This is a genomic window from Bradyrhizobium sp. 195, assembly GCF_023101665.1.
GTDB lineage: Bacteria > Pseudomonadota > Alphaproteobacteria > Rhizobiales > Xanthobacteraceae > Bradyrhizobium.
Genome location: NZ_CP082161.1, coordinates 6359456 through 6371878, shown reverse-complemented (window position 1 = coordinate 6371878; position 12423 = coordinate 6359456). Strand labels below are relative to the sequence as shown.

Sequence of the window (12423 nt, the reverse complement as noted above, 5' to 3'; positions counted from 1 at the left end):
CAAATAGCCATCACCAGGAGGAGATACTCATGTTGTTTTCACCCAATCGTCGCCAGTTCAGGCTCGCGCTATTGGCATTAGCGGCTCTCGCCATCGCAGGCGAGTCGCAGGCTGGAACTCTGGAAGACGTGAAGAAGAAGAGCGTCGTCGTCATCGGCATTCAGGGGGATAATCCTCCTTGGGGCTATGTCGATAGCTCGGGAAAGCAGGATGGCATCGATGCCGACATGGGCCGCGCCTTCGCTGAATATCTCGGCGTTAAGGCCGAGTTCGTCCCGCTGGCGGTGGCCAATCGTATTCCGGCGCTGACCACAGGCCGCGTCGACATTCTGTTTGCAACCATGGCCATGCTGCCCGAGCGCGCAAAGGCGGTGCAGTATTCCAAGCCGTATGTTGCCAATGAGATCACGCTCGTCGCCGCCCAGGCGACCCCGATCACCGGCAATGCCGACATGGGCAAGTACGTTATTGGCGTTCCGAGGTCCTCCACGCAGGACACACAGGTGACCAACAATGCCCCGTCCGGGACCGAGATCCGCAGATTCGACGATGACGCGGCCACGATCCAGGCGCTGCTCTCCGGCCAGGTCCAGGCAGTCGGTGCGAACCTGTTCTACCCGCAGCGTCTGAATGCCGCAAAGCCCGAACTTGGGTTCGAGCCCAAGCTTCACTTCACGGCTCTGTACAATGGGGCCTGCACGCGCCTCGGAGACAAGGGATGGAACGAGACGGCCAACAAGTTCATCGACGAGATCAAGTCGAACGGCAAACTGGCTGCCTTCTACGCCAAGTGGATGAAGGTGCCCGTGCCGACCTTCCCGGACTCGGTCCCCGGCGTCCCCTTCACAGTCCAGTAGCCACTGCGAGCGGCCGACGCGCGATCCGCGTTGGCCGCCGCCCGACAGCGGAGACCAGCATGCAGGACCACATCCTGATCGAAATGAAGGGCGTGCAGAAGTGGTACGGCGGGTACCAGGCTCTCCGCAACGTCGATCTCACCGTGCGCAGAGGTGAAAAGATCGTGCTCTGCGGTCCGTCCGGTTCAGGCAAGTCGACGCTGATCCGCTGCATCAATCGCCTCGAGCCGATCCAGCAGGGCAGCATCGTGGTGAACGGTCATCGGTTGGACGATAGCATCAAGGCCATCGATGTCGTGCGTCTGGACGTCGGCATGGTCTTTCAGAGCTTCAACCTCTTTCCGCATATGACGGTCTTGCAGAACTGTACGCTCGCGCCCATTCGCGCGCGCCGCATGGGCAAGACGGAGGCGGAGGCGACCGCGCGGAGATATCTCGAGCGCGTACGCATCGGCGATCAGGCCGAGAAGTATCCGGCTCAACTTTCCGGCGGTCAGCAACAGCGCGTCGCGATCGCGCGCGCCCTCTGCATGCAGCCCAAGGTAATGCTGTTTGACGAGCCGACCTCGGCCCTCGATCCGGAAATGGTCAAGGAGGTACTCGATACGATGATCGGACTCGCCAACGACGGTATGACCATGATCTGCGTCACCCACGAGATGGGCTTTGCTCGCCAGGTTGCCGACCGGGTCATCTTCATGGCTGACGGACAGATTATCGAAGAAGGCGCGCCCGATGCTTTCTTCCGCAGTCCACAGCACGCCCGCACCAAGCAGTTCCTCGGCGAGATCCTTGCCCATCACTGAACGGAGTTTTTCCATGAGTTGTCTTGTCTACGTCCTGAACGGGCCGAATCTCAATTTACTCGGCAAGCGCCAGCCCCACATCTATGGCCACGAGACGCTCGTGGATGCGGAGCGGGATTGCCGGGCGCTGGCCGGGGAGCTCGGCCTGGAGATTCGCTTTCACCAGTCCAATAGGGAATATGAGCTGATCGACTGGATCCACGAGGCGCGCGAGACGGCCGCCGGTATCGTGATGAATCCCGCCGCTTTCACCCATACATCGGTCGCCATCCTGGATGCTTTGAACACGTTCGAGGGGACAGTGATCGAGGTGCACATTTCCAACGTGCACAAGCGCGAGGAGTTCCGCCACCATTCGTTTGTCTCCAAGCGAGCTGATGGAGTCATCGCAGGCTTCGGCACTCAGGGTTATCTGCTCGGCTTGCGCCGCGTGGCCCAGCTGCTTGACGAGAAGAAGGGATAGCATCGTATGACTGCACCTGTCCGCCTGTCGGTGATGGGAGCGGGTCTCATCGGCAAGCGACACATTGAACACATTCTCGCGCGGCCGGAGGCGATACTGTCGTCGATCGTCGATCCGATGCCGGCTGCCCGAGAGTTGGCGGTCTCGCCGAACGTGGACTGCTTTCCGTCGTTTCAGGACATGCTCGCCGAAAACCGGCCGGACGGGGTGGTCGTCGCCACCCCTAAGCAGATGCACGTGGCCAACGGCATGGATTGTATCGCAGCCCGCATCCCGGCGCTCATCGAGAAGCCGCTAGCGGATGACGTCGTCGCCGCGCAGACCCTGGTCGAAGCTTCCGAGCGAGCAGGGCGTGCCGCTGCTCACCGGCCATCATCGCCGCCACAACCCGATGATCCAGCGCGCCAAGGCGGAGATCGATAGCGGCCGGCTCGGCCCGATCGTGTCGGTGCATGGCATGTTCTGGCTGATCAAGCCGGACGATTATTTCGATGTAGCCTGGCGTCGCGAAAAGGGGGCGGGGCCGGTCTTCTTGAATCTCATCCACGATGTCGACCTGCTGCGGTACCTGTGTGGGGATATCGTGGCGGTCCAAGCTGCCCAATCCAATCGGCTGCGTGGAAATGCCGTTGAAGATACGGCGGTGGTCATCCTGCACTTCGTCTCCGGTGCGCTGGGAACGGTCAATATCTCCGACACCATCCAGTCGCCTTGGAGTTGGGAATTCACGGCTGGTGAGAACCCGGCGTACAGTCATACGCAGGAGACTTTTTACCAGATCGGCGGCACGAGGGCATCGCTGTCTATTCCGCAACTCGATCTTTGGCATCATCCAAGCAAGGCCAGCTGGTGGGCGCCGATAGAGCGCGAGCGGCTGAGATACGAGAAGGAAGACCCGCTTGGCCTACAGATTGCCAATTTCTGTGCGGTTATCCGCGGCATAGCCGCTCCTGTGGTAAGCGCGCGCGAAGGTCTCAAAACCCTCGAAGTGATTGACGCAATCAAGCGCGCAGCGGAAACCGGAGATCTCGTGTCGTTTTGAAGCCGGAAAGCACAGGCGTCAACGCCAGAGTAGAGGGCGGCATGTGCACAACTTGTGCGCCAAGATCAAGGAGAATCTCAGGAGAGCTAACGAATCCATCCGCTTGAGAGCACGACGCGCGGATATTGGCTGCCAATCTGTTCAGCCTAAGCTACGGCTAAGCCGTGCGCATGGATCACGGTTTGGGCTAGCTGTCCGTTTAGGGAGTAGCGCGATCCAGCCGCGGAGGAGTTAAACGTGCCGGCGCTCGCGCAGCTCGCGGAAGTCGTCACCAGCGTGGTGTGAGGATCGCGTCAGTGGTGTGGCCGAGACCATCAGAAATCCCTTGGCGTAGGCCGTCTTCTGATAGGCCTCGAATTCATCCGGGGTCACGAAGCGCATCACGGCATGGTGCTTGCGCGTCGGTTGGAGATGTGGCCGATGGTCAGGAAATCGACGTCGGCGGAACGCAGATCGTCCATCAATTGCAGCACCTCGCTGCGGTTCTCGCCGAGGCCGACCATGATTCCCGATTTGGTGAAGATGCGGGAGTCGAGCTCCTTCACGCGCTGCAGGAGTTGGACAGAATGGAAATAGCGCGCACCGGGGCGCACCGCCAGATATTTTGACGGCACCGTTTCCAGATTGTGATTGAATACGTCTGGCCTCGCCGCAACGACCGTTTCGAGCGCGCCGTGCTTGCGCAGGAAATCAGGCGTGAGGATTTCGATAGACGTCGCCGGCCTCGTTGCACGGATCGCCGCAATGGTCGCGGCGAAATGGACGGCGCCGCCGTCGGCAAGGTCGTCGCGATCGACCGAGGTCACGACCACATGCTCGAGCCCAAGTTTGGCCACGGCGTCGGCGACCTTGCGGGGCTCGTCGGCATCGAGCGGGCCGGGCAGGCCGGTGCGCACGTTGCAGAACGCGCAGGCGCGCGTGCAGGTATCCCCCATGATCATGAAGGTCGCGTGCTTCTTCGCCCAGCATTCGCCGATGTTGGGGCAACCGGCTTCCTCGCAGACGGTCACGAGCTTGTTCTCGCGCACGATACGTCGCGTCTCCGTCCATTGGGCGGAGCCGGGAGCTTTCACGCGGATCCATTCGGGCTTGCTTTGCAGCGGGGTGTCCGGGCGGTTGGCCTTTTCGGGATGGCGCGGCCTCTCGGCTCGCGGATCGTTGTTGAGCAGATCGAGTATCACCGTCATGCACCCATCCCCCTGTGATGTGCCAGAGCCGAACATGCCGTCGGCTTCGCTCAAGCTGCGTGATACGTCGCGACTCGGGCAAGCAATCGCGCGGCAACAATGGAGTCACGCGTGCTTGGTCGCTGACCTTCAGCTATCGCGATGGTGCGCGTCAACCTGATTTGTAATCGCGCGTTGTTCGCGCTCGTATGACTGAGCGCACCCTTGCGGATGCTCCAGTTCCAACGGGCTGTCCGGGGTGACGGCAACGCCTGCATTCAGAACCTTCCGTCAGAGCGATCCGATATTTCGGGTGGTCGCTCCAGCCGGTTTTCCGGAGCTTCAGACGGATTCGGCCGAGATGCCCTCGCGGGAGCAACGAGCCATCCGGTAAAAGCCAAGCAAATTGAACAGTATCGCTGGGATACCGTGCTTTTTCGTGCGCTGGCACGAATGCTGCTTAATGACCCGTCAAAAGAAGCGACAGCTTCAAAATAGACAGTGCGAGGGGACGTTCAGATGCCAGCCAACATTCGACTCACGACCTAACGCGACCGGGATCTCGCTCCGTTCGGCATTGCGCGCGTCCGCATGAACGCGGGCCGCAATGAACGTCGACGCTCGACTTCGGCTTGGCATACAAGGGAGAAATTGATGACGAACCCGGACGCTCACGATCAGGACCCGCAGGAAACCCGCGAGTGGCTGGAGGCCCTGTCGGCAATCCGAGGTCACCGCGGCAGTGAACGCGCCGAATTCGTCGTCAACGCAGTCATCGCCGCCGCGCGCGGTGGCGGCCTCGCCATTCAGCAGACGCTGACGACGCCCTATTGCAACACGATTCCGCGGGATCAACAGCCGGCACTGCCGGGCGACCGCGCCATCGAGCACAAGCTGCGCTCGATCATTCGGTGGAACGCTCTCGCCATCGTCCTGCGTGCCAACAAGGAGAGTTCGGAGCTTGGCGGTCACATCGCGAGCTTCCAGTCTGCCGCCACACTCTACGACATCGGCTTCGGCCATTTCTGGCATGCGCCGACGGAATCGCACGGCGGTGATCTGATCTTCGTGCAGGGCCACTGCTCCCCCGGCATCTACGCGCGCGCCTTTCTCGAAGGGCGGCTGAGCGAGGATCAGCTGCTCGGCTTCCGGCAGGAGACCGGCGGCAAGGGCCTGTCGAGCTATCCGCATCCCTGGCTGATGCCGGATTTCTGGCAGTTCCCGACCGTGTCGATGGGGCTGGGGCCGCTGATGGCGATCTATCAGGCGCGGTTCCTGAAGTATCTGGAAAACCACAAGCTGGCCGAGACCGCCAATCGCAAGGTCTGGGCCTTCATGGGCGACGGCGAAACCGACGAGCCGGAATCGCTCGGTGCGATCTCGCTCGCCGGCCGCGAGAACCTCGACAATCTCATCTTCGTCATCAACTGCAATTTGCAGCGGCTCGACGGGCCCGTGCGCGGCAACGGCAAGATCGTTCAGGAGCTCGAAAGCGTTTTCCGCGGTGCCGGCTGGAACGTCATCAAGGTGCTGTGGGGATCGGGCTGGGATCGGCTGCTGGGGAACGACAAGAGCGGGTTGCTGCTGAAGCGCATGGAGGAGTGCGTCGACGGCGAGTACCAGGATTTCAAGAGCAAGAGCGGCGCCTATATCCGCGAGCATTTCTTCGGCAAGTACGACGAGCTGAAGCAACTCGTCGCCGACATGAGCGACGACGAAATCTGGCAGCTCGCGCGTGGCGGTCACGATCCGGAAAAGGTGTTCGCGGCCTATACCGCGGCGGTGAACCACAAGGGACAGCCGACGGTCATTCTGCCGAAGACAGTTAAGGGCTATGGTATGGGCGAGTCCGGCGAAGGCCAGATGATCGCGCATCAGGCCAAGAAGATGACGCAGGACGCGCTGCGCGGATTCCGCGACCGCTTCCAGGTGCCGGTCAGCGACGATGAGCTGGCCAAGGTGCCCTTCATCCGTCCGGCGGAAGACAGTCCGGAGATGAAGTATCTGCGCGCCCAGCGCGAAAAGCTCGGTGGCAGTCTGCCGCAACGCCGGCGCAAATCCGCGTCCTTGCAAATTCCGCCGTTGTCGACGTTCCAGCGGCTGCTCGACGCGACCGGCGACCGCGAAATCTCGACCACGATGGCCTTCGTGCAGATGCTGGGCGCGCTGGTGCGCGACAAGGCGATCGGCAAGCACATCGTGCCGATCGTGCCCGATGAATCCCGGACCTTCGGCATGGAGGGCATGTTCCGCCAGCTCGGAATCTATTCGTCGGTCGGCCAGCTCTACCGTCCCCAGGACGCCGACCAGCTCATGTACTATCGCGAGGACAAGACCGGGCAGGTGCTGCAGGAGGGCATCAACGAAGGCGGCGCCATGTCGAGCTGGATCGTCGCGGCGACGTCCTACTCGACGAACGACGTGCCGATGATTCCGTTCTACATCTATTATTCGATGTTCGGCCTGCAGCGCGTCGGCGACCTCGCCTGGCTCGCGGGCGATATGCGGGCGCGGGGATTCCTGCTCGGCGGCACCGCCGGCCGCACCACGCTGAACGGCGAAGGCTTGCAGCACGAGGACGGCCACAGCCACGTGCTTGCCGGCACCATCCCGAACTGCATCTCCTACGATCCCACCTTCGCCTACGAGGTGGTGACCATCGTGCGCGAAGGCATGCGCCGCATGTATGAGGCGCAGGAGGACGTCTACTATTACATCACGCTGATGAACGAGAACTACCCGCACCCCTCGCTCGCCGAAGCGGGCAAGGGGGCGGAGGAGGGCATCCTCAAGGGACTCTATCTGCTGAAGAACGGTGGAGAGACGGCGAAGAAGGGACCTCGCGTCCAGCTCGTCGGCTCGGGCACGATCCTTCGCGAGGTGATCGCGGCGGCGGATCTGCTCAAGGCGGACTTCGGCGTGACCGCCGACATCTGGAGCGCGACGAGCTTCAACGAGCTGCGTCGCGACGGCATGGCCACTGAACGCTGGAATCTGCTGCACCCGACGGAGCCGCGCCGCAAGAGCTGGGTCGAAGCGAAGCTCGAAGCCCATTCGGGCCCGGTCGTGGCGTCGACCGATTACATGCGCAACTATCCCGATCAGATCCGAGAGTATGTCCAGGCGGCCGGCCGCCGCTACGTCGTGCTCGGCACCGACGGCTTTGGCCGCAGCGACTATCGCGTCAAGCTGCGAAAATTCTTCGAGGTCGACCGGCACTACGTCGCGATCGCCGCGCTGAAGGCGCTGGCCGACGAAGGCACGATCAAGCCCGCGATCGTCGCGGAGGCCATCGCCAAGTACCAGATCGACGCCGGGCGCGCTGCGCCGTGGACCGTGTGAGACAGCGAGCCGAGGGCAGAGCGATGAGTGGTCTGATCGACATCAAGGTTCCCGACATCGGCGACTTCAAGGACGTGCCGGTGATCGAAGTTTTCGTCAAGCCGGGCGACAAGGTAAAGGCTGAGGATCCGCTGGTTGCGCTGGAATCCGACAAGGCGACCATGGAGGTGCCGTCGCCTCGTGAAGGCGTGGTGAAATCGGTGGTCGTCGAGGTCGGGGACAAGGTGAGCGAAGGCACGGTGATCGTGCAGTTCGATGGCGCAGGAGGCGAGCTGGCCGAGGCGCGGCCGGTCGTCAGCGCTCCGCCGTCACCCGTCAGCGCGCCGGCCGGCGTCGCCGAGGTGCGCGTTCCTGATATCGGCGACTTCAAGGACGTCCCGGTCATCGAGATCTTCGTGAAGCCCGGCGACAGCGTGAAGGCGGAGGATCCGCTGATTGCGCTCGAGTCGGACAAGGCGACGATGGAAGTCCCGGCGCCGCTCTCGGGTACCGTGCGCGAGATCAAGCTGAAGACCGGTGACAAGGTCAGCGAGGGTGCGGTCATTCTCGTGCTCGCAACCGGCGAGGGGGCGGTGGCTGCGCCAGCAGCTGCTGCGCCGATACCTGCGTCAACGTTACCTGCCGCGGCCCCCGCGGCGCAGGCCGGTGCGGTGGACGAGAAGGCCTTTGCGCTCGCCTATGCGGGCCCCGCAGTCCGCAAGCTAGCGCGCGAACTCGGCGTCGATCTCGGCAAGGTCAAGGGTACAGGCAATCATGGCCGTGTCCAGCGCGAGGACGTCGAGGCCTTCGCCAGGGGCGGGGCCGCACCCGCCAAGCCGCAGCCTGCGGCAGCAGGCGGCAGCGGCGTTGGCGGCATCGATCTGTTGCCCTGGCCCAAGATCGATTTCGCCAAGTTTGGTCCGGTCGAGCGCAAGGAGCTCGGCCGCATCAAGAAGATTTCGGCGGCCAATCTGCACCGCAACTGGGTCGTGATCCCGCACGTCACCACGCATGACGAGGCCGATATCACCGAACTCGAGCAGTTCCGGGTGAAGATGAACAAGGAGCTGGAGAAGAGCGGCGTCAAGCTCTCGCTGCTGCCCTTCATGGTGAAGGCAGCCGTCGCTGCGCTGAAGAAGTTTCCGGAATTCAACGCCAGCCTCGATGGCGACACGCTCGTCTACAAGAATTACTGGCACATCGGCTTTGCCGCGGACACGCCGAACGGCCTGATGGTGCCAGTCATCCGCGATGCCGACAAGAAATCGATACCGGACATCGCCAACGAGATGAACGCGCTCGCCAAGCTGGCGCGCGAGGGCAAGATCAAGCCCGACCAGATGCAGGGCGGCACCTTCTCGATCTCCTCGCTCGGCGGCATCGGCGGCATCTATTTCACGCCGATCATCAACGCGCCCGAGGTCGCGATCATGGGCGTCTGCAAGGGCTACTGGAAGCAGCATTCGGCGGACGGCAAGACCTGGACATCGCGTCTGACCTTGCCGCTGTCGCTGTCCTGGGATCACCGCGTCATCGACGGTGCGGCGGCCGCGCGCTTCAACGTCTATTTCGCCAATGTGCTCGCCGATCTGCGGCGCGTGATGTTCTGAGGTTGGGGAGCGCAGTATGGCTCAGATCGAAGTCAAGGTTCCCGATATCGGCGACTTCAAGGATGTCGCTGTCATCGAGGTGTTGGTGAAGGCCGGCGAGACCGTCGCGGTCGACACCAGCCTCATCATGGTCGAGTCCGACAAGGCGTCGATGGAGATCCCGTCCTCGCACGCCGGTATCGTCAAGGAAGTCAAGGTCAAGGTCGACGACAAGATCAGCGAGGGATCTGTCATCCTCATGCTGGAGACGGCGGGAGCCGCGGCTGCAGCAACGCCGGCCGCGGCATCGCCGCCGGCCGCAGCGGCGCCACCCGTCGCACCCGCCGCCGCGTCCCATGCGGGCAAGGCAGATCTCGAATGCGACATGCTTGTGCTGGGTGCGGGCCCCGGCGGCTACTCCGCCGCCTTCCGCGCTGCCGATCTCGGCATGAAGACCGTGCTGGTCGAGCGTTACGACACGCTCGGCGGCGTCTGTCTCAACGTCGGCTGCATCCCGAGCAAGGCGCTGTTGCACACGGCGTCCGTGATCGACGAGGTCAAGCATCTCCCCGCCCATGGCATCACCTTCGGTGCGCCGCAGGTCGATCTCGACAAGCTGCGCGGGTTCAAGGACGGCGTCATCAAGAAGCTGACCGGCGGCCTTGCCGGCATGGCAAAGGCTCGCAAGGTCGAGGTCGTGACCGGCATCGGTACTTTCCTCGATCCGCATCACGTTGAAGTGGTCACCGCGGCTGGCAAGAAGACGGTCAAGTTCGCCAAGGCCATCATCGCTGCGGGCAGCCAGGCCGTGAAGCTGCCGTTCCTTCCCGAAGATCCGCGGATCGTCGATTCGACCGGTGCGCTGCAACTGAAATCTATCCCCAAGCGCATGCTGGTAATCGGCGGCGGCATCATCGGCCTCGAAATGGCGACGGTTTATTCGACGCTCGGCACGAGCATCGATGTCGTCGAGATGCTCGACGGCCTGATGCAAGGAGCCGACCGTGACCTGGTCAAGGTCTGGGAGAAGATGAACGCGCGCCGATTCGACAAGGTCATGCTGAAGACCAAGACGGTCGGCGCGAAGGCAACCGAAGCCGGGATCGAGGTGAGGTTCGAGTGCGAGCAGGCGCCTGCGGAGCCGCAGGTCTACGACCTCGTTCTCGTGGCGGTCGGCCGAAGCCCGAACGGCAACAAGATCGGCGTCGGAAAGGCCGGTGTTGCCGTAACCGAGCGCGGCTTCATCAACGTCGACAACCAGATGCGCACCAACGTCGCGCATATCTTTGCGATCGGCGACATCGTCGGCCAGCCGATGCTGGCGCACAAGGCCGTGCATGAGGGGCATGTCGCCGCCGAGGTCGCGCACGGCGAAAAGTCGTATTTCGACGCGCGGCAGATTCCGTCCGTCGCTTATACCGATCCCGAAATCGCCTGGGCGGGCAAGACCGAGGACCAGTGCAAGGCCGAAGGCATCAAGTTCGGCAAGTCGGTCTTCCCCTGGGCGGCATCCGGCCGTGCCATCGCCAACGGCCGCGACGAGGGTTTTACGAAGCTGCTGTTCGATACGACGACCCACCGCGTCATAGGCGGTGGCATCGTCGGCACGCATGCAGGCGATCTCATCAGCGAGATCTGCCTTGCGATCGAGATGGGCTGCGAGCCTGCCGACATCGGAAAGACCATTCATCCGCATCCGACGCTCGGCGAGTCCATCGGCATGGCGGCAGAGGTGTTCGAAGGCCACTGCACCGATCTGCCGCCGCAGAAGAAGAGATAAAGCCGGTTGCCGATCCGGGCGGCCGCAGCGAGACCATGGAGGAAAAGATGTCTGGAACCATCGCCGCGACAGTGACGACGCAGAAGAAGCCATTCTACCGAATTCTCTATGTTCAGGTGATCGCGGCCATCGTGCTCGGCATCATCGTCGGCTGGGTTTCGCCCGAACTCGGGAAGAACGAGTGGATCAAGGCGATGGGTGACGGCTTCGTCAAGCTCATCAAGATGGCGATTGCGCCGATCATCTTCTGCACGGTCGTGTCCGGCATCGCTCACATCTCGGAGGTCAAAAAAGTCGGACGGGTTGCGGTCAAGGCGCTGATCTACTTCGAGATCGTCTCGACGCTTGCGCTGGCGCTGGGCCTGATCGTCGGCAACGTTATCCAACCGGGGGCAGGCTTTCAGGGGCAATCGAACGCCGCAGCAGTCGCCGGCTATGCCAAGCAGGCGAGCGAGATGAAATCGGTCGATTTCGTCCTGCATGTCATTCCGGACACCGTGGTCGGCGCGTTTGCCCAGGGCGAAATCCTGCAGGTCCTGTTCTTTGCCATCCTGTTCGGCTTTGCACTGATGGGGCTCGGCGAACGAGCTCACACCGTGCGCTCCTTTATCGACGACGTCGCGCACGCGATGTTCGGCGTCATTTCGATCGTGGTGAAGGCCGCGCCGATCGGGGCTTTCGGTGCGATGGCCTACACGATCGGGCGGTACGGCCCGCAGGCATTGGGTAACCTGGCCGGACTCATCGCCACTTTCTATCTGACCGCGCTGCTCTTCGTGTTCGTCGTGCTGGGTTTGATCGCTCGTTTCGCCGGCTTCTCCATCTTCCAGTTCCTCAAATACCTCAAAGATGAGCTGCTGATCGTGCTCGGCACGTCGTCCTCGGAGAGCGCGCTGCCACAAATGATGGAAAAGCTGGAGAAGCTTGGCTGCTCCAAGCCGGTTGTCGGCCTGGTCGTCCCGACCGGCTATTCTTTCAATCTCGACGGCACCAACATCTATATGACGCTGGCCACGCTGTTCATCGCCCAGGCGATGAACGTGCAGCTCAGTTTCGGCGAGCAGATGACGATTCTCATCGTCGCCATGCTCACGTCGAAGGGCGCCTCGGGTATCACGGGTGCGGGCTTTATCACGTTGGCGGGCACGCTCGCGGCCGTCAGGCCAGAACTGCTTCCCGGCATGGCAATCGTGCTCGGCATCGACAAGTTCATGAGCGAATGCCGTGCGCTGACCAATCTGTGCGGCAACGGCGTCGCCTGCGTGGTGGTGGCCTGGTGGGAGGGCGAGCTCGATCGCGACAAGCTGCGCCTCGGACTCCAGCGCGACATCGACCCGACCGACTTCGAGACCGCGGTGTCGGAGGGAAGGGGTATTTGACGTTCGGATCTTTGAATCGA

General features: G+C 62.4%; 7 protein-coding genes and 2 pseudogenes. 8 read left to right on the top strand and 1 reads right to left on the bottom strand.

Annotated features, from left to right (window positions below):
- Positions 1-29 precede the first annotated feature (29 nt).
- The 4 genes and pseudogenes from IVB26_RS29810 to IVB26_RS29795 all read left to right on the top strand — a co-directional run bounded on the left by IVB26_RS29810 (position 30) and on the right by IVB26_RS29795 (position 3168).
- Positions 30-857 carry a transporter substrate-binding domain-containing protein gene (locus tag IVB26_RS29810; RefSeq protein WP_247968638.1) on the top strand — a complete coding sequence of 276 codons (828 nt, stop codon included), beginning with the start codon at positions 30-32 and terminating at the stop codon, positions 855-857.
- A gap of 59 nt (positions 858-916) precedes the next feature.
- Entirely contained in the window at positions 917-1663 is a 747-nt protein-coding gene (locus IVB26_RS29805) for an amino acid ABC transporter ATP-binding protein (RefSeq protein WP_276578699.1), read from the top strand.
- Positions 1664-1676: 13 nt separating this feature from the next.
- Positions 1677-2126: a type II 3-dehydroquinate dehydratase gene (gene aroQ / locus IVB26_RS29800; RefSeq protein ID WP_247973302.1), complete on the top strand. Its 450-nt coding sequence runs from the start codon at positions 1677-1679 to the stop codon at positions 2124-2126.
- A 6-nt stretch (positions 2127-2132) separates the two neighbouring features.
- Positions 2133-3168: pseudogene (locus tag IVB26_RS29795) on the top strand (Gfo/Idh/MocA family protein).
- 231 nt (positions 3169-3399) lie between these two features.
- On the opposite strand, the pseudogene lipA reads toward IVB26_RS29795, so the two are convergent.
- Positions 3400-4355: pseudogene (gene lipA / locus IVB26_RS29790) on the bottom strand (lipoyl synthase).
- Positions 4356-4988: 633 nt separating this feature from the next.
- Between lipA and aceE the strand changes: the two are divergent.
- The 4 genes from aceE to IVB26_RS29770 are packed head-to-tail and all read left to right on the top strand — an operon-like array spanning position 4989 to position 12403.
- Positions 4989-7676: a pyruvate dehydrogenase (acetyl-transferring), homodimeric type gene (gene aceE / locus IVB26_RS29785; protein WP_247968637.1), complete on the top strand. Its 2688-nt coding sequence runs from the start codon at positions 4989-4991 to the stop codon at positions 7674-7676.
- Positions 7677-7699: 23 nt separating this feature from the next.
- Positions 7700-9265 carry a dihydrolipoyllysine-residue acetyltransferase gene (locus IVB26_RS29780; RefSeq protein WP_247968636.1) on the top strand — a complete coding sequence of 522 codons (1566 nt, stop codon included), beginning with the start codon at positions 7700-7702 and terminating at the stop codon, positions 9263-9265.
- A gap of 16 nt (positions 9266-9281) precedes the next feature.
- On the top strand, positions 9282-11024 hold the full coding sequence (lpdA, locus tag IVB26_RS29775; RefSeq protein ID WP_247968635.1) for a dihydrolipoyl dehydrogenase: 1743 nt from the start codon (positions 9282-9284) through the stop codon (positions 11022-11024).
- Positions 11025-11071: 47 nt separating this feature from the next.
- The gene (locus tag IVB26_RS29770) at positions 11072-12403 is read left to right on the top strand and encodes a dicarboxylate/amino acid:cation symporter (protein ID WP_247968634.1); all 1332 of its coding nucleotides are present in this window, start codon (positions 11072-11074) and stop codon (positions 12401-12403) included.
- The last annotated feature ends 20 nt before the right edge of the window (positions 12404-12423 follow it).

Coding starts and splice junctions, on each gene's coding strand:
- IVB26_RS29810 (WP_247968638.1), top strand. CDS start 30: ATGTTGTTTTCACCCAATCGTCGCCAGTTCAGGCTCGCGCTATTGGCA.
- lpdA (WP_247968635.1), top strand. CDS start 9,282: ATGGCTCAGATCGAAGTCAAGGTTCCCGATATCGGCGACTTCAAGGAT.
- aroQ (WP_247973302.1), top strand. CDS start 1,677: ATGAGTTGTCTTGTCTACGTCCTGAACGGGCCGAATCTCAATTTACTC.
- IVB26_RS29780 (WP_247968636.1), top strand. CDS start 7,700: ATGAGTGGTCTGATCGACATCAAGGTTCCCGACATCGGCGACTTCAAG.
- IVB26_RS29805 (WP_276578699.1), top strand. CDS start 917: ATGCAGGACCACATCCTGATCGAAATGAAGGGCGTGCAGAAGTGGTAC.
- IVB26_RS29770 (WP_247968634.1), top strand. CDS start 11,072: ATGTCTGGAACCATCGCCGCGACAGTGACGACGCAGAAGAAGCCATTC.
- aceE (WP_247968637.1), top strand. CDS start 4,989: ATGACGAACCCGGACGCTCACGATCAGGACCCGCAGGAAACCCGCGAG.